Origin of the sequence: Streptomyces sp. NPDC087901 (assembly GCF_044742205.1) — a bacterium.
GTDB lineage: Bacteria > Actinomycetota > Actinomycetes > Streptomycetales > Streptomycetaceae > Streptomyces.
In genome coordinates, this window is record NZ_JBIUUC010000002.1 from 550477 (window position 1) to 572775 (window position 22299).

General features: G+C 70.8%; 15 protein-coding genes. 3 read left to right on the forward strand and 12 right to left on the reverse strand.

Translation table 11 applies throughout. The features are described 5' to 3' along the window. Positions 1-75: 75 nt before the first annotated feature. From ACIOEW_RS07950 to ACIOEW_RS07975, 6 genes are all read right to left on the reverse strand, one after another. Complete coding sequence (locus ACIOEW_RS07950) at positions 76-1680, reverse strand: FAD-dependent monooxygenase (RefSeq protein WP_401962371.1); 1605 nt, start codon at positions 1678-1680, stop codon at positions 76-78. A 115-nt stretch (positions 1681-1795) separates the two neighbouring features. Further along, positions 1796-2779 (reverse strand): sphingomyelin phosphodiesterase, encoded by a 984-nt coding sequence (sph, locus tag ACIOEW_RS07955; RefSeq protein ID WP_401962374.1) that lies wholly within the window; start codon positions 2777-2779, stop codon positions 1796-1798. 267 nt (positions 2780-3046) lie between these two features. Further along, positions 3047-3691 carry a class F sortase gene (locus ACIOEW_RS07960; protein ID WP_401962375.1) on the reverse strand — a complete coding sequence of 215 codons (645 nt, stop codon included), beginning with the start codon at positions 3689-3691 and terminating at the stop codon, positions 3047-3049. An 89-nt stretch (positions 3692-3780) separates the two neighbouring features. Then, positions 3781-4215 carry a sortase-dependent protein gene (locus ACIOEW_RS07965; RefSeq protein WP_401962976.1) on the reverse strand — a complete coding sequence of 145 codons (435 nt, stop codon included), beginning with the start codon at positions 4213-4215 and terminating at the stop codon, positions 3781-3783. A gap of 125 nt (positions 4216-4340) precedes the next feature. Then, the gene (locus ACIOEW_RS07970; protein ID WP_362542090.1) at positions 4341-6359 is read right to left on the reverse strand and encodes a HAMP domain-containing sensor histidine kinase; all 2019 of its coding nucleotides are present in this window, start codon (positions 6357-6359) and stop codon (positions 4341-4343) included. 70 nt (positions 6360-6429) lie between these two features. Next, positions 6430-7164: a response regulator transcription factor gene (locus ACIOEW_RS07975; RefSeq protein ID WP_401962377.1), complete on the reverse strand. Its 735-nt coding sequence runs from the start codon at positions 7162-7164 to the stop codon at positions 6430-6432. A gap of 169 nt (positions 7165-7333) precedes the next feature. On the opposite strand from ACIOEW_RS07975, the gene ACIOEW_RS07980 reads away from it, so the two are divergent. Next, positions 7334-8173: a maleylpyruvate isomerase family mycothiol-dependent enzyme gene (locus ACIOEW_RS07980; protein WP_401962379.1), complete on the forward strand. Its 840-nt coding sequence runs from the start codon at positions 7334-7336 to the stop codon at positions 8171-8173. A 197-nt stretch (positions 8174-8370) separates the two neighbouring features. Here the strand turns inward: ACIOEW_RS07980 and ACIOEW_RS07985 are convergent, their stop codons facing one another. Then, positions 8371-10188: an AAA family ATPase gene (locus ACIOEW_RS07985; RefSeq protein ID WP_401962381.1), complete on the reverse strand. Its 1818-nt coding sequence runs from the start codon at positions 10186-10188 to the stop codon at positions 8371-8373. A 284-nt stretch (positions 10189-10472) separates the two neighbouring features. Here ACIOEW_RS07985 and ACIOEW_RS07990 point away from each other — a divergent pair, with 284 nt between their 5' ends. Next, positions 10473-12644: a tetratricopeptide repeat protein gene (locus ACIOEW_RS07990; RefSeq protein WP_401962384.1), complete on the forward strand. Its 2172-nt coding sequence runs from the start codon at positions 10473-10475 to the stop codon at positions 12642-12644. A 13-nt stretch (positions 12645-12657) separates the two neighbouring features. Here the strand turns inward: ACIOEW_RS07990 and ACIOEW_RS07995 are convergent, their stop codons facing one another. Further along, the gene (locus ACIOEW_RS07995) at positions 12658-13950 is read right to left on the reverse strand and encodes a hypothetical protein (protein WP_401962386.1); all 1293 of its coding nucleotides are present in this window, start codon (positions 13948-13950) and stop codon (positions 12658-12660) included. 583 nt (positions 13951-14533) lie between these two features. After that, positions 14534-15016 carry a hypothetical protein gene (locus ACIOEW_RS08000; RefSeq protein WP_401962389.1) on the reverse strand — a complete coding sequence of 161 codons (483 nt, stop codon included), beginning with the start codon at positions 15014-15016 and terminating at the stop codon, positions 14534-14536. 246 nt (positions 15017-15262) lie between these two features. Here ACIOEW_RS08000 and ACIOEW_RS08005 point away from each other — a divergent pair, with 246 nt between their 5' ends. Further along, positions 15263-15913 carry a hypothetical protein gene (locus tag ACIOEW_RS08005; protein ID WP_401962392.1) on the forward strand — a complete coding sequence of 217 codons (651 nt, stop codon included), beginning with the start codon at positions 15263-15265 and terminating at the stop codon, positions 15911-15913. 58 nt (positions 15914-15971) lie between these two features. Here ACIOEW_RS08005 and ACIOEW_RS08010 read toward each other — a convergent pair whose 3' ends face one another. From ACIOEW_RS08010 to ACIOEW_RS08020, 3 genes are all read right to left on the reverse strand, one after another. Beyond that, a complete protein-coding gene (locus tag ACIOEW_RS08010; RefSeq protein WP_401962394.1) occupies positions 15972-18113 on the reverse strand; it encodes a UvrD-helicase domain-containing protein in 2142 nt (713 codons plus the stop codon). 108 nt (positions 18114-18221) lie between these two features. Beyond that, positions 18222-20390 (reverse strand): AIPR family protein, encoded by a 2169-nt coding sequence (locus tag ACIOEW_RS08015; protein WP_401962395.1) that lies wholly within the window; start codon positions 20388-20390, stop codon positions 18222-18224. 99 nt (positions 20391-20489) lie between these two features. Then, positions 20490-22085 (reverse strand): serine/threonine-protein kinase, encoded by a 1596-nt coding sequence (locus ACIOEW_RS08020; RefSeq protein ID WP_401962398.1) that lies wholly within the window; start codon positions 22083-22085, stop codon positions 20490-20492. Positions 22086-22299: the final 214 nt, after the last annotated feature.

The following is a 22299-nucleotide window of genomic DNA, read 5'->3' on the forward strand; positions in this document are numbered from 1 at the left end:
GAGTGGAGCGTAGCCAGGCATGGCCAACAGAAGGGGAACGGCGGGCAGATCCTGCACGTACGCCGGCCGAGTGGATCAGCGCGCAGGATCGGACAGGGCAGCGAAGTAGCCTGACACGGCCTCCGCGGTGCCGGCGAGCGGGAAGCGTGCGCCAAGGTGGCCGTCCGGGCGCACGATGAAGCCGGTCGGGCCGTCGGGGCGGTAGAGCCGCGCGAACTCACCGGCGGCATCGCGGTACGCGGGAGTGTCCGGCGGGCAGTCCCGGCCGACGACGGTGACCGTGTGCAGCCCGCCTGCCTCGCCCGCATCCCACCCCTCGACGTCGGCGCCCTTCTCCGCGTACAGCAGCAACACATGTCCCGTGAGTCCTCGCAGGACATCGAGCAGGCGCAGCGGGTAGGTGGCCACCGGTGTGGTCAGGCCCGCGCAGTCCGGGGCCCGGTCGCCGGGCTGGGGCGCGTCGTCCGGCCCGTACGGGGCACCTGCGAGCGGGCTGCCCCGGTATCCCACGAGCAACTGGGCCTCGCGGAGCATCAGAGTCTCCATGTCGTCGGCGTCGTTCTCGATACCCCGTGTGGCGTGCCGGACGGTCCGCCCGACGACCTCCTCGCCGACCGGACGGCGCTCGGCGTCATAGCTGGGCAGCAGGGCGGGACCGGCTTCCCCGCGGACGACGAGGGCGAGTTTCCAGGCCAGGTTGCAGGCGTCCTGGATGCCGGTGTTCATGCCCTGCGCCCCGGTGGGCGGGTGGATGTGGGCGGCATCGCCCGCGACGAAGACCCGGCCCTCGCCGTACCGGTCGACGATGCGGTGGCTGATGCGGAAGACGGAGGCCCAGCGCATCCCGGACAGGGTCGCCCGCCGGGGGGCCAGACGGTCGACGACGGCCTGGATGTGGGAGAGCTCCGGGACGCTTCCCCCCTCCAGCCCGTGGGCCACCTCGCTCCCGCCCTTCGTCCCGGCGGAGAGCTCGGGCGGGACCAGCATGGACATCCGGTAGCGCCCGGCGCCGGGGAGCGGGATGCAGACCAGCAGGTCATCGGTGGAGCCGTCGGCGGCGGTGTGGCTCGCGCGCACACCGTAGCCGTGCGGCAGGTCCCAGTCGGCCACGACATCGGCCAGCATGTACTCCTCGGCGAAGGCCTCGCCCTCGAAGGAGAGCCCCAGCCCCTTGCGTACGGTGCTGTGCGCCCCGTCGCAGCCGATCAGGAACCGGGCGCGGACCTCCTCGGGTCCGGAGCCGCCGTCAAGCCGCGCCGTGACCCCGTCCGCGTCCTGGGTGAACGACAGCAGCTCGGTCCCGCGTTCGACGCGGGTGTCCAGACCCGCCACGTACTCCTCGAGGATGCGCTCGGTCTCGTACTGCGGAAGCGCGGCGAAGCCGTACGGCACCTCCGGCGGCAGCGCGAGAACGATCCGGGCCACCTCGCTGCCGTTGACGTGGATCAGCTGGCCACGCATCGGGACGGCGGCCTCCAGCACGGTTCGCACCAGGCCCATCCGGTCCCAGATCTCCAGGGTGCGCGGTTGGATGCCGACGGCCTTGGCATACGGAAGCCGGGCCGGCAGCCGCTCGACGACGCGGCACGACACGCCGCGACGGCGAAGCTCGGCGGCAGCACTCAGCCCCACCGGACCGGCGCCCACGATCAGTACGTCAGTGGTGTGGTCGCGTGCCACGGATGCCTCCCGCCTTGCCCCCCGGCCGGTCCCTCCTCCATGGTCGCCCGACACGGAACGGGCTGCGAGCCGGGGGAGCGAAGCGCCGGGGTGCAGGCCGGAGCCGTCTGCCTTGCTACTGCGCGGCTGCGACGACCGGATAGTGATCCGAGAGGTTCGTGTACGTGTAGTCCGTGCCCCAGCTGGACACGGTCCAGGGCACGCTCTCCTCCTTGACCACCTCGTTCGTCCACCCCACAGGCTTCGCGTGGCCGGTGCGGTGCAGCACGTAGTCGAGGTCCTCGCGCGGGTCGTCGGGGTAGCGGTCGGCGGCGATCGAGTTGTCCCGCGTGTCGAAGGAGTACGGGTGCCCGGTACGGGCGTCCGCCCCGGCAAGCCCCGCGTTCGCGAGCAGCGACGCGTACTCGGGGGAGTGGGAGTCGACGTTGAGGTCACCGGCCACGATGACCTGCTCGGAAGCCGGGATGTTCCTGGCGTCGAGGAACGCGTCGATCTGCCGGAACTGCCGGCCCCGGATCTCCGCCGCCTCGCCCGCACCGCATCCCGGATCGGTCGACTGGGTGTGGGTGCCGACGATATGCACCCGGGTGCCGTTCACGTTCAGTTCGGCATAGGCGAAGCCCTTGTTGGACCACCAGTCGCTGCCGCAGGCGTCCTTGTAGATGTGCTGTTCCTGCCGGACGATCGGCCACTTGCTGAGGACGGTGACGCCGCCGTCCTCGGGTGTCGTGGCGGAGTACGACCCGCTCGTGGCGTCCCACCCGTTCCTGCTCCGGCCGACCATCGGGGTGTGGAACGGGTACTGGGCCGAGGCGTTGGCCGTCAGGGCGTCCGACGACGCATTGTCGAAGGCTTCCTGGAGTACGACGACGTCGTTGCCACGGAAGAAGGCGGTCTTCGGTATCTCCGCCGCGCGGTGGGCCTGGCCCCAGTTCGGGTAGAGGTTCGTGCTCATCAGGAACGTGTTGTATGTGAGCACCCGCAGGGACGGGGTGCCGGCGGCCGCCGACGCGTGCGGGGCGCCGACGGTCAGGGTGACGGCGGCGAGCGCGGCGGACAGGGTCACGCCGGAGATGCGGCGAAGCGCGGAGTGGGGCACCTGGACTCCTGGTTCTGCTGCTGCAGTTGGGGGGTGGTGAGGTCCTGGCCCCATGAAAGCAGGCGGAGTTACCCATGGGTAGACGGCGGATGCCGGGAGCCCCTCCCGCCGCTGTCCATCAGGTGACGGCCCTGCCCCGGCCGGTTCGCGCCGGGAGCGGTCCTACTGCATCACCTGGTCCGAGGCCGGGACCAGCCCTCCGTCAGTCTGCGACGCAGCTTCCGAAGGTCCTCCTGTCGGTAGCCGACGCCCGCGCCCCGGCGTCCGTCACGTCCTCTTCGCGTACACGATCAGGTTGTCCACGGGGTGACCCTGGGCGTCGAACGCGCCGTCACAGGTGATCAGGCGCAGGGCCCGGTCATCGGTGTTTCCGTAGACCCGGGCGGTCGGGAACGCGGTCTTGCTTGCCGTCTCGCGGCCGGTGACCTCGAAGTGGACCTCGGTGCCGCGTTCGTCGCGGACGGTGATGTCCGCACCCTTGGTGATCTTCTTGAGGTCGTGGAAGACGGCGCGGCCGAGGCGGGTGTCGTTGTGGCCGATCAGTACGGCCGGTCCCGGTTCGCCGGGTACGGCGCCGCCGGTGTACCAGCCGACCGTCATGCCCTTCTCGGCGGGCGGGACTTCGACCGTTCCATCGGTGTTGAGACCGAGGCGCATGATGTCGCTGTTCACCCCGATGGAGGGAATGGAGACGTGGACGGGTGCCTGGGCGGTGGCCTTCGCCGGGGGCGTGTCCGTGGCTTCGGCATCAGGCGTGCCGACCGTGGTGGGCGCCTGCGCGGCGGCCGCCGGGGACTTCGACGGTGAGGCATCGGAGCAGCCCGTGAGTGCGGGAAGCGCGGTCAGCGCGAGGCAGGCGTACACCGGCAGCGCGGTGCGGATTCGCCAAAGAGAGTGGGGCGTACGGGACATGGGAACGGGCTCCATAAGGGATCGGGTGACGGCAGTGGCGCCGCCCCGGTGAAGGGCGGCGCCACTGCGTGCTGTTCGGCTACGGGTGGTCAGCCGTTGCGGCGGCCGGTGTGGCGACGGCGCACAACGACCGTTCCGGCGCCGGCGACCAGCAGCGCGGCCACGACGGAACCCGTGACGGCGGCGGTGTTGCCGGTCGACGTACCGGTCGGCTCCTCACCGGCCGCGACACCGCCCCGGGGCGCGACCGTCGGGGCCTCCGACGGCGCGGCCGACGGGGTGGCCGTGGGCGTCGGGTTGTCGCCCGCGGCCACGCCGCCACGCGGCACCGCGGACGGAGTGGCGGTGGAGGGCACCCGGGTCGGTGCGGCGGAGGGTTCGTCCCTCGGCGAGGCGGGCGAGACCGACGGCACGGCCGTCGGCGTGGGCGAGGAGTCGGCGAACGCGGCGGTGGCGGGCACGCAGACCGCGCCGACCGCGACAGCGGTGAGGACGGCGGTACGCAGAGACGTACGCAGGGGCATGGACATGGCTCCGTTCCAGGTCGGCCTCGACGGCGCCGCGGTGCGGGGGCGCATCGCGGCGCGAGGCGTACCGACAGGCTGGCGCGAAGTTATGAAGAAGCTGTCAGAACGCTGTGGTCATCGCATCAGGGCTGCGCGGGGTGGTTCGGAGGGCCGACGGCGGAGCCGGCCACGACTGCGTCACCCGGGCGATCGGCCGGAAGGCGCAGAGTGAACACCGACCCCTCGCCCGGCACGCTCGCCGCCGTCGCCGACCCACCGTGCGCCTCCACGAGCTTCCGTACGATCGCCAGCCCGAGCCCGCTGCCTCCCGTGCGGCGGCTGCGGGACTTCTCGCCGCGCCAGAAGCGGTCGAAGACATGGACGAGGTCGGCGGCAGGGATGCCGGTGCCCGTGTCCGTCACGTCCACCAGGACCGCGTCGCCCGACTCGGAGCCGTACGTGCGCAAGGTGACTCTCCCGCCGGACGGGGTGTGGCGGACCGCGTTCGACACCAGATTGCCGATGGCCTGGCGGAGCCGCACCGGATCGGCGGTCAGTCCCGGCACGGGGCGGTCCGGTGGTGAGGGTGGCACCATCAGCGTCACCCCGGCCGTCTCGGCTCGGGCCTGGTGCGCGGCGGCGACCTGGCCCAGCAGCTCCTCGATCCGTACCGGTTCGGGATGCAGCCGCAGGGCGCCCGCGTCGGCCTGGGCCAGGTCCTGGAGGTCGTCGATGATGTGCTGCAACTGCACGGCCTCCTCGTGCAGGGAGGCGATGAACGCCGGGTCCGGATCGGCCACTCCGTCCTGTGCGGCCTCCAGCCAGCCGCGGATGTTGCTGAGCGGGGTGCGCAGCTCATGGGCGACGTCGCTGACCATGGCCTTGCGCTGGGCCTCCAGCCGTGCGCGGTGGGCGGACATGTCGTTGAACGTGGCGGCGAGCCGCCCGATCTCGTTGTCGGCGGTGACCAGCACCGGCGCGGTGTCCTCCCCGTCACGCATCCGCTGGGCGGCACCCGTCAGGGCACGCAGAGGGCGGACGAGCCGGGCGCCGACGAGCACCGACGCGCCGACGGTGAGGGCCAGGACGAGGGCGGCCGCGCCGGCGATCCTGGCGGTGTTCGCGGGGGAGAGGTCGAAGCCGGGAACGGTGGTGCCGCCGGTGTCGCTGATGAACAACAGGGCGGGCGAGGCGACGTACGAACTGAGCTGTTCCCGGCGGGCCGTGCCCACGCAGGAGGCGATGGCCCGGTCGTCCTCGCTGGTGCCGACGGCCGGTGAGGGGCCGATGCCCGGCATGACGCTGGGCGTCTCGGTCGGCGTGGTGGCCGGCGCGGCGCTCGGCGCGGCTTCCGGTTCGATGCCGGGCGCGGTGCGGGGCGCCTCGCTCGGCGGCAGGGTGGGTACCGCCGTGGGCACGGGTTCCGCGCTCTGCCCCCAGGACAGATCGAGCTTCAGGTCCACGCCGCTGCGGTCCTGGCGCTTCAGACAGGCGTCGGTCAGCTGGTTGAGTGCCTTCAGGGCCTGCTTCTCGGTGGCCGTCGGGGTGTCGAGGGCGTCCGTGGTGCAGCGGGTTCCCTGGAGTCGGTCGGGGTCGTTGCCCACCACCTGGATCACCGGGCGCCCGCTCGCGGTCCGGACGACGTCCGACGCGATCCCGGAGTCGCTGAGGCAGGCCACGCCCCGGTCCGCGATCTGCCGCAACGCCGTACGTTCCGCGTCCGGCAGCCGGAACGGCCCGACCGCGCGCGGATCGACCCGGTCCGCCGGGGTGCCGGACGGGCCCGCGTTCTCGGCCGCGAGCGCGGTGTCCACCGCCAGCGGGTCCACAATCGCCGACGCCTGGGCCGGCAGCGCGGCGGCCTTCTCCGGGGCGGCGGAGTCGGCGAGCGGCGCACGCTGCTCGGTGGTCAGCGTGATCCGCCGGCCGGACTGCTCGGCCAGGTCACGCACGGTCTTCTCGACGCCCTCCCAGGTGGGATGAGCCGCCGCGTAGCCGAGCAGGCTGTGGTAGATCCGGGCGTCGGCGGTGAGGTTCTGCCCCTGTTCCTGAAGGATCGCGCCGGACGTCGTCTGGACGGCGAGCCAGGCCGTGGCGGCGACCGAACACGCTGCCACCAGAGCGGATACGGCCAGCAGCCGGGCGAAGAGGCTCTTGCGCAACGGCAGTCGCGTGCGCGACGCCCCGGACGTCGGCGGCGTCCTGCGCGTTCCGCGCCGAGGGCGCCCTTCGCTACGACGACGCACGGGCCGCGGCCTTCGCCGGGTCGGTCAGTTTGTAGCCGACACCGAAGACGGTGAGCAGCCGGGCGGGCCGGCGCGGTGCGGGCTCGATCTTCTTGCGCAGGTTCATGACGTGCACGTCGACCGTGCGGTCGCTGATGTACCGGTCGAAGCCGTGCAGTTCCGCGAGCAGTTGCTGCCGGGAGAAGACCCGGTCGGGCTCGGCCGCCAGCGCGGAGAGGATCCTGAACTCGCCCGGGGTGCACTCCACCGCCTCGCCGCCGACCGACACCAGGTGCCGGGTGGGATCGACCACCAGCGACCCGACCTTCAGGACGGCCTCATCCGGCGGGCCGGCCTCGGTGGCGCCCGCGGCGCGCCGGTTCCGGCGCAGAAGCGTACGGACCCGGGCCATCAGCTCGCGTGGGCTGTACGGCTTGGTCACATAGTCGTCCGCACCGAGGTCGAGGCCAAGCAACAGGTCGTCCTCCGTGGTGCGGGCCGTCAGCATCAGCACCGGCAGCTCCCGGTGCTCGGCGCGCAGCACACGTACCACGTCCAGACCGTCGGCCCGGGGCATCATCACATCGAGGACCAGCAGGTCCGGCTCCCGGTGCCGGACCGCGTCGAGGGCTGCGAGGCCGTCGCCGACGACGGTGACGGCATGCCCCTCCCGTTCCAGGTAGCGGCGGAGGAGTTCCGCCTGTTTCTCGTCGTCCTCGGCGATGATCACGTTTGCGCACACGCGCTCGATCGTAGAGGGGTTCGAACGAAGAGCGTCGACCTCTTGCCGGGAGGCCGGGTGAGCTGCTCTTCTGTACCCGCAGGTAACAGGCGCGGGCGAGGGCTCGGGCGACAGCCGCGGGCGACGGGCTCGGGCGAATGGCACGGCGTTCACGGGAGCGGCAGCACAAATGGGCTCAGCGGCAGATCAGGGGCAGGCGTTCCGGGACAAGCTGCCTGAAAGCCTGCCCGAAGGGCTGGCCGAGGCGATACGCACGACGGCCGGGGAGATCGCGGAGCTGTTGCGCGCCGCCCCCGACACCGGCGCTCCCGTGCCGGGGCTGACGTGGACGGTGGGGGAGGTGGCCGCGCACCTGGTGCAGGCCAACGCGCTGATGGCCGATGTGGCTGCCGGGCGCCCGCAAGTCCACGGTGACGGCACCCCGCAGGGCATCGCCGCAGCCAACGAAGAGGGCCTCGCGGCATTCGGGGAGCGCGCGGCCGAGCCCTTGGCCGCGTTGATCGTTTCGCACGCGGCAGCCTGCCTGGACGCGGTGGCCGGACATCCGGCGGACGAGACGCTGATGACACCGATGGGCCCGATGAACCGCGTGGTCCTCGGTTCGTACCTCCTCACGCACATGCTGGGCCACGGCTACGACCTGGCCCGTGCACTGAAGCGCCCGCACATGGTCGACCCCGCCCGGGTGCGTCTGGCGCTCCCCTTCATGATCCAGGCCATGCCCCGGGTGACCGACGCCGCCGCCACGGCAGGGCTGAACGCCCGCTACTCGGTACGGCTGTGGGGCGGCGGCCGCTTCGGCGTGACGTTCACCGAAGGCACGGCGGCGGTGGACCACGAGCTGCCGGACCGCCCGGACTGCACGATCTCCATCGAGCCGGTCACGTTCCTGCTGATGGCGCTCGGCCGCAGCTCGCCGGTGGGCGCCATGGCCCGGGGACGCGTCTTCGCCTGGGGCCGAAAGCCGTGGATGGGGCCGCGGTTCCCGGCGTACTTCAAGGCGCCCTGAGGCGGGGGCGGACCAGGCGGCCGGCTTCGGGCATCCGCCGCCGTTCCCGCGGCGGGGCCGGGCCGGGGGCCGGTGTCGGTCGTCCGTCGTTCCCGGGCGGGGCCGGGGGCCGGTGGGGTCATCCGTCGTTCCCGGGCGGGGCCGGGGGCCGGTGGGGTCATCCGCCGTTCCCGGGCGGGGCCGGGGGCCGGTGTCGGTCAGCCGCCGTTCCCCCGCCCGCCCTCACTCTCGCTTGCGGGCTCGTGGGACTCCATCAGCTCGTCGTGTGCCGCGACCACGTCCCAGGCGAGCACCGTGACCATTTCCTCCCGGGTCGGTGTGCCGCCGGCGTGTGCGGAGTACAGCCGCAGGTCCCGTTGCGCGGAGGCCTTCTGGCAGAGCTCGCGCGCGAACCGCGCATTGCCCACGGTGTCCGCCTTGCCGCCGTCCACGATCGCCGCACAGAGTGAGGAGAGGACATCGACGGCGCCCGCATCGGGTTCGTCACCCTGGGCGGCCAGCACGGACCGGGCGATGAGGACCAGCTCCTCGGCGGAGTACGAAGGGAAGTCCACCCGCGTATTGAAGCGGGAGACCAGACCGGGGTTGGCCGACAGCAGTTCGGTCATCTCGGAACGGTATCCGGCGAGTACGACGACGAGCCGGTCCCGGTCGTCCTCGGCCCGCTTCAGGAGCACCTGCAAGGCCTCCTTGCCGAAGGCGTCCCCGCCGCTGATCCCGGCGTTGGACAGCGCGTATGCCTCGTCGATGAACAGCACACCGTTCAGTGCCGAGTCGATGACCGCGCTGGTCTTGATGGCCGTGGACCCGAGGTGCTGCCCGACGAGATCGACGCGCTGGGCCTCGACGACATGACCCGAACTCAGCAGCCCGAGCCCGGCGAAGACCTTGCCGATGATGCGGGCGACGGTCGTCTTCCCGGTGCCGGGCGGTCCCGCGAAGACGAAGTGCCGGGGCCGCGCACCGCTGGGAAGACCTTGCTCCTGCCGCAGTGCGGACATACGCAACTGGGCGATGAGAGTGAGTACTTGCCGCTTCACCGGTTCGAGGCCGATCATGGCCTCGAGCGACTGCTGGGCCTCGGCGAGCAGCCGGGCACGCGCCTCGGCGGACAGCCCGCCGGAATCGGGCTCTGCGCCTCCGGTGCCGCCCTGGGGAGGCTGGGCTCCGGCCGGAGCCGGCACCGTGGCGGGCGGCGTCTCGGGCCGCGCCGGCCTCGGCGGGACCAGATCAGCTGCGACCGGGGCAGGGGTCGTGGCAGGCGCGGGACGGGCCTGCGCGCGAACATCGACATCGAAGAGCCCCGGAGCGCACCGGAAGGCGTACTGGTACCGCTTCAACGCCTCCTCCTGTCGCCCCAGTTCCTCCAGGGAGCGCCCCATGAAGTACTTGGTCTCGGCGTCGAACCGGCTGCCCGTCTCCAGCTTCCGGGGCAACGGCGCCAGGACGTTCAGGGCCTCGTGGTAGACACCCTGGGCGAAGAGCGCCGCACCGACGTACAACTGCGCCTCGTCGTAAAGGAACGCGTCACCGATCCCGGTCGCGAACCTGAGCACGAGGGCCCAGTCCTCCTTGACGAACGCGTAGCGCGTACAGACGAACTTGGTCTCGTCACAGTCGAGTTGGGCGGTGGAGAGCCCGGCCCACGCCTCGTCGACCCGCTTCCTGTCCAGCAGTGAGGACATGGCCGCCAGCCACAGGTCGCGCGCGTTCTCCAGACGGAAGGTGACGTAGTGGCCGATCTGGAACGTGGACCGCAGCGGCAGCCCGATCTTCGTCCGCAGCGCGCCGAACGTCCCGGAGCACCGGAGCATGGCATCCAGCGCCTCCTGCTGCCGCTGACCGGTCGCGTGCAGCCCCAGCCACGCGTCGGCGGCGGAGGGATCGTGGGTCGTGGCGAGCGCGAACTGTGCGCCGGCACCCGCGGTGTCCCCGCGCTGCATCAGCGCCATCGCCTGGCTCCACGCCTGCTCGGCCTTCCTGACCGAACCACGGCTCGCGGCTGGACCCTGCACGTGCTCTCCCCTCGACGGGCGCGCAGCCCGCGCCGACGGCCGACGGGGCCACCGTGATGACCTGGAGCGCTGACCCGGATGGACGGGGCCACCCTGATCACCTGGAACGCTGGTCAGGATAACCAACCTTCACGCGCCACGCGCTGACGTGCGTGCGCCGCGCGTTCGGTATCCGGGATGCCGCCCGACGGGGTGAATTGTCGATAGATTGCAGTCGCACGGTGGCAGCGGCGGTGCCGGGGAGGGCGCATCGCGCGGAACACCGGGAACGGGGAGTGCGATACATGCTGGATCCCATTTCGCTGTCGGCCGTATCGGCTGTGACGACGGTGCTCGGCGCGGTCGGTTCGGGGATGGCCAACGAGGCGGGGAAATGGGCATGGGAGTCGACCGGCGGATTCGTCCGTCGCATCGCCGGCCGCGAGGTACCGGCACCCACCACTCCGGGCGAACTGGACGACGTGGCACGGCTGATGGTGGACCAGTTCCGCCGCGACCCGCGACTGGCCGCCTCCTGGACGGCGTTCGCGGCCCGGATGAACGGCGGCATGCACGGGGCGGGCGGCGGAACCGCCTTCGGGTCCTGCCGGCCGTCACTCCCCGTGCCGACCAGGTTCTTCACCGACCGCAAAGAGGCACTGAAGGCCCTCGACCGTGAGGCCTCCCGCCGTGCGGACGGAACCCCGAGACTGGCCCTCGTGCACGGCGCCGAAGGCATGGGCACCAGCGAGCTCGCGGTGCACTGGGGCACGCAACAGGCCGGAAGGTTCCCCGACGGTCAACTGCACACGGACCTGGGAGCCGCCTCCGGCCCGGAAGGCGTGCGCGAGCCGGGGGCGGTACTGCGCGATCTTCTGCGCCAACTCGGAGTGCCGGCCGAGGAGATGCCCACATCTGCCGCCCGCCTCAGCGAGTACTTCCGCCGCTGCGTGGCGGACCGGAAGCTGCTGATCATCCTAGACCACGCGCACTCGGCCGCCCAGGTCCGGCCGCTCCTCACCTCGGCACCCGCGGTGTTCGTGATCGTGGTGGCCCGCAACCCGTTCCCGGGCCTCGACGCGGTACGTGTCCCCGTCGGCCCGCTCGCGGACAAGGACGCTGTCCGGTTGCTGGCCAAGCTCCTCGACAAGCCCGCCCTCGCCGAGGCGCGGGCGGCCCTGCCCTCCGTCCTCGCGCGGTGCGGTGGATCGCCGTACGCCCTGCGCGCGGCAGCGCCCCGCCTCACCGTTCCGGTGTCCGACAGTTCCGCCGGCGGCGACCCCGTGCGTGGAGCGGCAGAGGACACTTACCGCTTGCTGGAACCCGCGACGGCGAAGCTGTACCGACTGATGGCGGTGCGTGCCTGGCCCGCCATCGACGCGGCCTCGGCCGCCCACGTGACGGGCACGACCCCTGAGGAAGCGGCGGCCCACCTGGAGAAGCTGGCGGAGGTCCTACTCCTGGAGTGCGGCACCACGGCCGACGGCCACGCCCGCTACCACTACCGCGCCGCGGTCCGCCGCCACGCGGAGGCCGCCGCCGTGCAGGAGGACGGCATCGCCGGCTGCTCGGCCGCGATGGCCCGGATGCTGAAGCGTTACGTCGACCTGTCGACATCTGCGGCCCATCAGGCACTGCCGGAGAGCTGGCGCGTCCCCGCCCCCTCCGGGGCGCGCAGGGGCCGCACGTACGAGAGCCGGGGCCAGGCCCTGGACGCGCTGATCGCGGAGTCGGGCAACCTGGTCCAGGCGGTGCACTGCGCGGAGGAGTCGGGCGACCCGGCATCCGCCGTACGGATCTGCCGCTCCCTCTGGCCGCTGCAACTCAAGGCGGGCCACCACGAGATGCTGCTTCCCGCCCTCCGTATCGGAGCCCGTCTCGCGGACGCCCACTGGCCGGGCACGGCGGACGCGGGTGCCCTGCACGCGCAACTGGCCCACACATTCACTGAGTTGTACCGCTGGGACGAAGCGGAGTCGGAGGCGCTCGCGGCGGCCCGGGCGGAGGAAGCGTCCGGCCACCGTCGCGGCCACGCATCGGCCACGGAGTTCCTGGGTCTGCTCCGCCTGCGGCAGTGGCGCTGGCAGGAGGCCCACGCGTGCTTCGACGAGGCGGGTACCGTCCTGGACGCCATGCTGCCGACGGACGCGGGAACAGCCGACGTCCCGCGCGCGCAGGCCCTGTTGGAGCGCCACCGAGGCAGGGCCCTGCGCGGACTGGGCAGGACCGAGGAGTCACGGGGACGGCTGGAGACGGCACTGCGGTACTTCCGGGACCACGGCGACACGTACAACACGGCCAGGACCCTCACCGACCTGGCCGAGACGTACCTGGACACGTCGGAGTCCGGGGCCGCGCGCCCCTTGATCGAGGAAGCGATCATGACGCTCGACGGGCAGAGCGCCGAGTACCACGTGGCTTACCTGCGGGGCATGCGTGAGCGCTGCACGGCTGAGGAACGGCGCGACACCATCTGAAGCGCGTCGCTGTTCACTGCGCCGGGGCCACGCGTACGCGTGCGTCCCGGCCTTTGACGCGTACCAAGAACCCGTCCTCCACCAGCCGCGCGAGCCGCATACGTACATCCTCGCCGCCTCCGTCTCCAGGCCCCAGCAGCGCATGGAGAGCCGAGGCGCAGGCGCCGGGATCCACTCCGACCCCCACCAGCCGTAGGAGGTCACCCCGCCGCGGGCGGACCACGCAGGTGTCCGGTCCGATGACGAATGCGGCCAGCGAGCACCCCTGGTACCGCTGCAAGACCTCGTCCGTCCACATGGACGGGGACCCGAAGCGAGGATCGTCGGGCAACCCGTCCCGGTAGATGACGTCGGCGAGTTCCAACTGATCCACGTCACGGGTGTCCTCATGCACCGCCATGTGTACGTCCCCGGCGGCGGAAGGGGCGCCGGGCCACCGGGTGACGGACACCTCACCCGGACGGTCGACGCGGGTGAGCACGTGGAGGGGAGCGGTGACGGTGGCCGCCTCGAGCCGCGGCAGCGGCAACGGCTCCAAGGTGGCGGCCCACTCCGGCTCCGGTGCACCCATCATCGAGTAGAACAACGCCCGCAACCGGACCGCCGCCTCACCCGGTACGGAGGTGGTGAACTCGGCCGGCCCGGACAGCGGCCGATGACGATCCACGAGCTGCTCGACCTGCCCGCGCAGCGGCGCACCGGGATCGAGCCGGGGGGCCTCCCGCATGAAGGCGGAGATCGGCGCATCGGGATCGAGCTCGTGCAGCGGGGCGGCCGCCAGCAGTACCGGGGTGCCGAGAGCCGCCGCGTAGTACGTCACCGAACCGTGGTCCCCGATCACGGCATCGGCGGCGAGCAGCGCCTGCCGCCAGCCCTCCAGCGGATCGATCAGCACCAGCCCGCAACGCCGCGCCCGGTCGAGCCACGCACGGATCTGGCCGGGGCCGTGCCCGTGCCAGATGTTGGGATGCAGGACGGCGGCGAACCGGTACTCGTCCACGGGGAACTCCCGCGCGAGCCGGGGCAGCAGGGCGGGCAGCACATCATCCGCGCCCGAACCCCCATCCGTCCCCCCGTCCCCGAAGAGGGACGCAGGATTCCAGGTGGAACTGAGGACGACCAGCCGCTGCCCCGCCCGCACGCCGAGCGCGCGCCGGAACCGCTCGCGGTAGGGGCGGGCGGCGAGCATCCGGTCGAAGCAGGGGTCACCGGCAAGGACAGCGGTCGGCGCGGCTTCGGGGCACGCGGCACACAGCCGGTCGACCTGCTCGGGATGGGACAGGACGAGGGCGTCGGCGAGGGGCACACCGTCGTCGGACAGGACCCACTGGGGCGCGTTCCCGAAGACGGGCGCTGCGGGTGCGGCTGAGGCCCCCGACCCCGGCCCGGTGTCCGGTGTCCGGTGTCCGGTGTCGCCAGCCTTTTAGTGTATCCAACGCCGTGCGAGAGGATGGCCAACTTCCCGCGAAAGACATCGAGTTGGCCGCCGAAGCTGGCGGAGACGACCAGGTCGACCGGCGTCGCCGCAGCCTGCTCCCACGGCAGGACGGGCACGCCGGTTTCGGCGAGCAGCTCGGCCGTGCCTGCGGAGAACGCCGAGGATTCGGGGCAGGTGGCGAGGAGCTGGATCCGCAGATCGTCGTCGAAGAGCGGCAACACGTCGAGGAGCCGTGTGGCGGCGGTGACATTGTGGACGACGACCAGGACCCGCAGGCACGCCCCACGTGTGGCCCACCGCGCCGCATCGCCCCCGACGGGCACCCGCACCCACCCGTCCAGCCCCTGTGCCACTTGCGCCCCCGCTCGACTCACGGGCCGCGCAGCTGCCCGGCCGACCCGTCACGATAGCCAATGGGCGGGGCTGACGACCGAGCCGCGGGGAACCGCACTCAGGCGGCCATGGCCACGGCCGCCTTGCCGAGCGACGCCTCACGCGGTGTCCCGTCCACCTTGCGCTCCCCGAAGACGACCACTCGCAGCAGCGCGAACCGCCCGGCGCCGGCGATCGCCGACGCCGAGAGGTAGACGCTCTGCTGAACGAGCGCCGAAGGCTCGGACCGGACCGCGTACAGGCAGAACAGGGCACCCGTCGTGAAGGCGTAGCTCACGGCGACGGTCAGCCCGGACTGGAGGTGGACACCCCACCCCCTGCGGTCACTGCGGAACGAGACCCGGCTGTGCAGCTCGGTCGCGATCACGGTGGACACGACGGTGACGAGCGCGTTGGCGAGGACCAGCGGCATCCGGTCGTGGAGGAGGACCAGAACACCACTGGAGGCAACCCCGACCCCGCCACCGCAGATCACAAAGCGCACGAAGGCCGCCAGGGCCGGGTGAAGCGTGCGCGTCGGCTGGAGCGAAGGGGCGGTCACGAGGGGGCCTCCGAAGGCTGTGTGAAGCGGTGTGCCTATTCCACTCCAGAACCTACGGACCCGGCGTCCTCCGCACGAACCGGTTTCCCCCCTACCTTCCTGGGGGTTGTCCCCCAGGGGGGCCTGGGGGACAACCCCCACCCGAGAGGCGGGAGCGGACCGGATCGGACTCGGACATTCGAGTCTCCGAACTGCGGCGAGCGCCCCACAGGCGCAGACTGGTGGATGGTCGGAAGGAACCTTGCCATGTACCAAGGACGAGGCAGGCCCCGTAATCGCGTCCCGCTGCTGATGGCGGTGGCCGCCGCAAGCTGCATGCTGGTGGGGTACGGCGGGCCGGAGGCTGCCGCAGGACCAGCGCCCGGAACCGAGATGGCCGCTCCGGTGGCTGAGGCCTCCTCCGCCACCCCGTCCCCGGATGACGTGCGGACGCTCAAGGAGGGCAAGACCCTGCCTGTGGCGGTCACGCCCAACGAGGTGCTCGACATCCCGGCGAGTTCAGCCGAGGTGACACTGACGGACGTGAAGCAGGCGCATCGGATCTCGCAGGGTGAGTACCTGTCACCGGCGACGGCCGATCCGGGGACGACGTACATCTGCCTTGAGTTCAAAGTGAAGAACACGAGCAACCAGACGTTCAAGACGACGTACCTCGCCGACGCACGCTGGACCGGCAAGGACGGCGAGACCGAGAACGTCGACCAGGCGATCGGAGTCGACTGCGCCGAACTCGGGCTGGAGAAGAAGAGCTTCCTCGACGCGCCGGAGCCCAGGCCCGGAGAGTTCGTCCGTGCCACGACAGTCCTCATGGTGCCCGACGATCAGCCCGGGGTCCTCGAGTTCGACGAGGCTCTGGAGCACGCCATGTTCAAGGTCGAAACGTCTCCCACCACCTGACAGCGGCCGGTCCTGGACGGCTCGACGCGCGGGCCCTGCGGGGAGGGACGCCCGCCACTCAGGCCACGGCCCCCGACTCGACCAGGAACGGACTCGGACTCCCCGACCAGGACACGTACAGCCCGTCCCGGGCCCGGGTGCAGGCGACGAAGAGCAGGCAGCGCTCGGCCATGAGATCGGCCTCGTGCTGGAGCCGGTCCACATCGGCCGACGTGACGGCCCCGGGGTAGGGCAGGGCCCCGTCGTGCACGCCGATCACTGCCACGCAGCGGAACTCCAGCCCCTTGAAGGAGTGCATGGTTCCGATGCGTACGGTGGGCGCGTCCTCGGCGGCTCCGGACCGCAGTGGTGCTGCGGGGATGCCTGCGGCCGTCAGCCGTTCGATCGCCTTGGCGCAGTTCTTGTTGAAGCGTGCGCTGACGCCGATGTCGCCGGGGCTGACACCGGCCTCCGTCCAGGCACGGATCTGCGCGACGAGCGCGTCCAGTTCCGCGTCTGCCGAAGCGGCCCCGTGCACCACCGGACCGTTCCCGTGGAGTGCGGAGCGGTAGCCCAGCAGCGTCTCGTTGCGGTCGTCGTCCTCCAGCTGTGCGAAGGGCCGGCCGACGAGTAGTGCGGTGGACCAGCTCAGGATCTCGTGCGTACTGCGGTAGTTCTTCCGCATCTTCGTCGAACGGCCCGTGACCTTGATGCCGAGCGTCTTCAGCGACACCTTCGAGTCGTAGATCCGTTGGTGGGGATCGCCGGCGATGAACAGATCGTCGGGGCGTGGCGGTGCGGCGGCGCGCAACAGGCGCCACTGTGCCGGGTGGAGGTCCTGGGCCTCGTCCACGACGATGTGCCGGTAGAGCGGTGGCCGCCCTTCGAGGAGGTCGGCGGCCTCCGCACACGTCCCCAGGTAGGTGCGCAGGCCGTCGGCGGCAAGGCCGTCGGAGAACGCCTGGAACGTGCGCCACACGTCGAGCCGCTGGGCGACGGGGAGCCGGCTGCCCCGCCCCGGCCGGTCGGCCGCTTCGTACTCCTCCACACTCCGCAGGTTCTGGGCCAGGACGACGTGCTTGTACTCCTGGGCGAGGAACTGTGCCGTGCCGGTGAAGCCGGTGGCTCGCGCGGCCTGTTCCCAGCGGGTCTGCTCCTCACCGGCCCGCAGCGGACGGCGGGACGTGGCGACGATCCGGCTGGCCAACGCGTCGACCGTCGTGATGTCCACCCGGTCGCGCAGGTGCACGTCCTCGACGAGGGCGTCGAGACCGCTGCGCAGGGAGTCGACGAGAGCATTGGTGTACGTGGTGAGCAGGATGCGCTCGCCGTCGCGCAGGAACCCGAGGAGATGGCGAACGCGGTGCAGCGCGACGACGGTCTTGCCGGTGCCCGGCCCGCCGGTGACCTGGGCAGGGCCTGAGTAGCTGGCCCGGTAGGCGACCTTGTGCTGGGAGGGGTGCAGGAAGACCCGCCAGGCGGCGAACGGCTTGTCGAGGATGTCGCGGAGCTCGTCGGACGCGGTGATGAGGGCGATGCGGGTGCCGGTGCGGTGGATCGCGGTCGCGAAGTCTGCGGTGTCCACGGGCGTGGTGTCGGCGGGGGCGGCGGAGAGACCGACCGACACCACGTCCCGCCACACCTCCTCCACGGTGAAGCCCGCGGCGAGATATTCGAGAACCTCGCGCTGGTCCTGGGGAAAGTACGGCGCGAAGACCTCCAACTGCTCGAGGTTGGTGAGGGCGCGGGCCTGACGCAGCGTCGTCCCGTCGATCCCGAGCGCGGTCAGGTCCCCGTCGGACACCTTCGCGAACAGCCGCTGGTCGGGAGCGGGCGCGATGCGCTCGTACGCGGGGGTGAGCTCGTCGAGCATCGCGATGTCGCGGATCTCGACGGCCCGGGTCACGGTGTTGATGCTGGCCTTCTGCTTGATGGCCCAGTCGATCGCCTTGTCGTGCGGCATCACGCGCAGCAGCACGAACGTGTCGCCGCTGTCGGGCGCGAGGACGACACCCCGCGTCCCCTGGTCGATCCGGATGGTCCGGATATGAGGATCACGGGCGCGCTTCAGGCTTTCCAGCTTCAGACCGGGGTCCTTGAACAGCTGGTCCAGGGTGAGGTGTTCGAACTTCTCCCACGCGCTGAACACACCCTCCTTCACACTCCCCTGGAGCTTGCCGAGCTGAGCGCAGAAACCGACGTCGAACGCGAGGTGGGGCATGGTTCAGTTCTCCATACTCAAGTACGGGGCGCGGTGGCGGGTGGGGTCGCCTGGGCGGCCGCCTTGTGGACGGCGCGCCGCGGCTCACCCAAGGGACGTCCGTCAGACTCAGTCGACGGGCTCCGCACCTTCGTCCGGCTCGTCCAGTTCGTCGAGAATCCGCCAGGCCAGGTCGGCGAGCGTCTCCCCCGAAGCAGTCGACCACCGTGCTGTTCCTTGGTTGGCCACGGGCCGTTGCTCCCACTGCGCGAGCTTCCACATGAGGGACACCAGTCCGGAGGGTGAGTACGGTTTGCCGTCGGCGGCCCAGAGAATCGGTTTGGTGCGGTGTGGGCGCCACGTTGCTCGCGACCGCCTCTCGTCCTCAGCCAGCCAATTCCGCAGGGCTTCGGCTTCCAGCGGGTACCCGGTCGTGAGGGTGAGCGGGTCACCCTCGGAGAGCACAGCCTTGTCGATCAAGACGGAGACGGCGTTTGGGCGCCGACGCTTGCGCTGCGCCGGTGTCCGGCGGTACTTGTCCGGGGGCGCGGTGCCCTCCGCCGCTGTAGCGGCGCCGAGTACCTGATCCGCGATCTCGCGGCAGCGGCCGGCATCCGCGCACACGGCCCGGATCTGCGAGCGCTCGGTATAGAGCTCGTCGATCGTGGAGGCTACGGCGGGCAGTAGCTCACCCACCAGTTGCGGAGTCCGTGCGACTGCTTGAGCGGCCCACTCCAATTTTGGGTCAGGCTCGTCGATGGCCTCGGTGTCGAGCCGGCGGAAGACCAGGTGAGTGAGCAGATAGGCCCCATGCTCGGTGAGGGCGACCCCTCGCCCCTCGTAGCGAGGCCGTAGTTGATGAAGGTTGCGACGGACCTCCCTGAGGACCTGCACCGTGTTCCACAGAAGGTAGGCACTCGGCTGCGGTCGGAACAGGGTGTCGTAGATCCCCTGCGTTCCCCGCTCCCACAACACGTCCAGGGTTGATGCGATGCGAGCCGCGTACTGGCTGTCAGGATGCGCGCAGGCTAGTGCACACGCCCCTTCGACGACCGAGCATCCGGTGTCCGGATGCGGGTCCAGTTCGCTGCGTCGGACGCTGTATTCCAGTCCGAGTTCGGCTCGCATCTCGTCAAGGATGGCAGCCTGCACCGAGTCGAGAGCGATGAAATCACGTGCCTCCACACGGTTCTGACGGTTATTTGCCAGAGTTGTTTGTCTGGCGAAGTCTGCGGCTTTGCCCGTCACGATGATCCGCACGCCGACCTGCGCCGAAGCGGCGGCATCATCTCCGGCGACCGCCTCGGCGACGGATCTGACGGTCTGAGCACCGTTGACAACACTGGCGTTGTGCAGCGTCAGACTGAGCGGTCGCGTGTGGGGCGTTCGCATGGACTGCTGCGTCTTCTCAACCGACTCGCACAACACGGTGACGCCATTGTTGAAGTACCAGAAGTGAGCCGGTTGCTCATTCAGGGTGTCGATCAGTTCATTGTTGATCGGAGTTCTGCCGAGCGGATTGCGGATGTTGAGATTGAAGAGGTTGGATCCGTGATTTACCCACTGGGCTACCTGCTCAGCCTCGATGACACCTTGATACGACTCGTACGGAGCGCTGATCGCGAACCATGGGAACAGATCGGCCGTGAGCTCAACCGGCCGGGGAGCTAGGTCCTTGCGGACCGATGCCCACACTTCCGGGGCAAGGATGATGCGATGGTTCAGCACGTCCCCGTGGCGGTTGAACTCTTTCTCTCCATCGATCAAGGCATGACGGAACCCGTCACCCACGTCGTCTGCCCGCATGAGAACGACAACCTGAGTGACCGGGACAGGACCTTTGGACATGACGGTCTTGGCGAGCTCCGCCAGCTGGCGGCCGCGCGGATTGAACGCGGCGAAGTCCTCGTCGTCGATGAGCCGCAGACCAGCCAGCAGCTCCATGACAGCCAGCCGCTCACCCTTTGCTGCGCCGTTCTTGCTCCACTTACCTTGAACCAGATAGACGTGCGGATCTGGCCCGTCGACGACAGCGATGGCATCGATGCCCTTGTCGGCCTGGCCGTCAATGACCGTGCCGGCTGCTTCCCGCGGACTGAACCCTGTAACCATGCGCACGGCCTGCGCTGTCAGCGCGCGTGACAACAGGCGTGGCTCCCGCTCGTCCGGCCGCATGCCTTCCAGGTCACTGGCATCGAGCAGCCCCGGTTCCAAGTAGACGGTGCGCAGTGCCTGCTCCACCTGGCGAACCTGCAGGATGACGTCGCCGTTGCTCTTGTTGGCACTCCGATTGTTCATGCTCTGCCCCTCCCATGGCCCGACCCCTCACGCTTGGGCGCCGCACCGACTGACCAACAAGATCGTTCCACATCCACCGGGACGTACTAGAGATTCCGACTACGCAGAATCGTCGAGGCCGAGGCCGAGGCCCAGCAATGCCAGTGCCTCGCCGACCTCCTGGGTCATTTCGTCGGCGGGTCCGAAGACGAGACAAAGGTCGTCGTGCAACGGCCGGAGTATCCGGCGGGCCTCGATCGCCTGTCCCTGGGCGAGCAGCAGCATGCCGATGTCGCGGCGCAGTTCGACGGCCTCCTCGCTGAGATCGCTGTCGACATTGCGTACGACGTCGAGGAGGCCACGCAGCGCGGCGAGCGCGTCGGTGACCTGGCCGATCTTGGCACGGCAGCGTGCGGCCTGGGCGCGGCAGGCGCGGGCCCGCTCGCCGGTGGGGCCGTCGGTGCGTGCGTAGGCGTCCGCCAGCGCGTCGAACTCGGGCAGGGCGGCCCGGTAGTCCCCGCCGAGCAGTTGGATCGCGGCCCGTCCGGTCCGCAGCTCCAGGACCTTCCGGCTCTCCGAGCCGAGTGCGCGGGCGGCGGGTTCGATGATCTCCCCGAGCACCTCGGCGGCCTGGGCGAACCGCTGCTCTTCCAAAAGCGCGTCGGAGTGCGCGTACGCCTCCTCGATCTCGGCACGCAACTGCGCCGGTACGGGGACGGGCGCGGCGGGCACGGCAGCCGGATCGGCGGCCACGGGCGCGGGGCGGCCCGCCCCCGCGCGGGCCCGGGGCGCGTACGGGTTGCGGAAGACCCCCGTCGGGTCCGGCGCCCCCGCCGGTCCGGCCTCGCCGGGTCCGGGCGTCCGGCCGGGCGGCGGCAGGAAGGGCCGCAGCCGCTCGTACACGTCCTGCACATCGGCGGGCCGCGCCTCGGGCGCCTTGAGGAGCAGGTGCAGGACGAGTTCCTCCAGCTCCTGCGGCACCTCGGGGCGCAGTGCACGCAGGGGAGTGGGAGCGGCGTTCACGTGCTGGTGCATCACCATGTACTCGCTGTCCGCCGTGAACAGCAGCCGCCCGCTGAGCAGTTCGTGCAGCACGCAGCCGAGCGCGTACAGATCGGTCTGCGGTGTGGTCCGCCCGCCGCGCACCTGCTCGGGTGCCATGTACTGGTACGTGCCGATGGGCGTGCCGGTCGCCGTCAGCTTGGTGACATCGGTGCGCAGGATCGCCGCGATCCCGAAGTCGAGGACCTTCACCGTTCCGTCGCGGGCGACCAGGATGTTGCCGGGCTTGAGGTCGCGGTGGATGACCGGCACCTCGTGCGCGTACGAGAGCACGGTGGCGACCTGCGCCGCCACCGCCACTGCCCAGCTGACCGGAAGCAGCCGGTCCGGGGCGATGTACGCGGACAGCGACACCCCGTCCACCAGTTCCATGACCAGGAACAGCCGCTCGTACGTGTCATCGAGCACCGCGTCGTACACCTGCGGCACACCGAGGTGCTGGATGCGCGCGGTGATCCGCGCCTCGCGGCGGAAGCGCTTGGCGAACTCCTCCGCGAGCTGCTGCGAGCCGCCGACGGACTGCTGCCGGATCAGCTTCACGGCGACGGGCCGGTCGAGCACGGCGTCGTAGCCGCGCCACACGTCCCCCATACCGCCGTTGTCGAGGGGCTCCAGGAGCTCGTACCGACCTGCGATCGGCTGGTGCTGCGGCACATTGCCCCCGTGTGTGCGTGTGCTGGCCGGTGCGCGCGGCTGGATGGACCGGCTTTCGGCAGGGTGAAGGGCAAGTGTCCCTGGTGAGGAGATCTTCAGTCCAGCGCCGGCGGTGCAGGAGTGTCCGGGACGCCTCTTTCCGGTCAGGTGGGTGGAAACAGTTCCCCGTGGTTGAATCCGCAAGGTTCGTGCCGTTCTTGTCGGATGTCGGCCG

What these genes read in the sequence shown, in the direction of transcription:
- ACIOEW_RS07960 (WP_401962375.1), bottom strand. Translation starts at nt 3,691, where the DNA reads ATGTCCCGTACGCCCCACTCTCTTTGGCGAATCCGCACCGCGCTGCCG.
- ACIOEW_RS07965 (WP_401962976.1), bottom strand. Translation starts at nt 4,215, where the DNA reads ATGCCCCTGCGTACGTCTCTGCGTACCGCCGTCCTCACCGCTGTCGCG.
- ACIOEW_RS07980 (WP_401962379.1), top strand. Translation starts at nt 7,334, where the DNA reads ATGGGCTCAGCGGCAGATCAGGGGCAGGCGTTCCGGGACAAGCTGCCT.
- ACIOEW_RS07990 (WP_401962384.1), top strand. Translation starts at nt 10,473, where the DNA reads ATGCTGGATCCCATTTCGCTGTCGGCCGTATCGGCTGTGACGACGGTG.
- ACIOEW_RS08005 (WP_401962392.1), top strand. Translation starts at nt 15,263, where the DNA reads ATGTACCAAGGACGAGGCAGGCCCCGTAATCGCGTCCCGCTGCTGATG.
- ACIOEW_RS08010 (WP_401962394.1), bottom strand. Translation starts at nt 18,113, where the DNA reads ATGCCCCACCTCGCGTTCGACGTCGGTTTCTGCGCTCAGCTCGGCAAG.
- ACIOEW_RS08015 (WP_401962395.1), bottom strand. Translation starts at nt 20,390, where the DNA reads ATGAACAATCGGAGTGCCAACAAGAGCAACGGCGACGTCATCCTGCAG.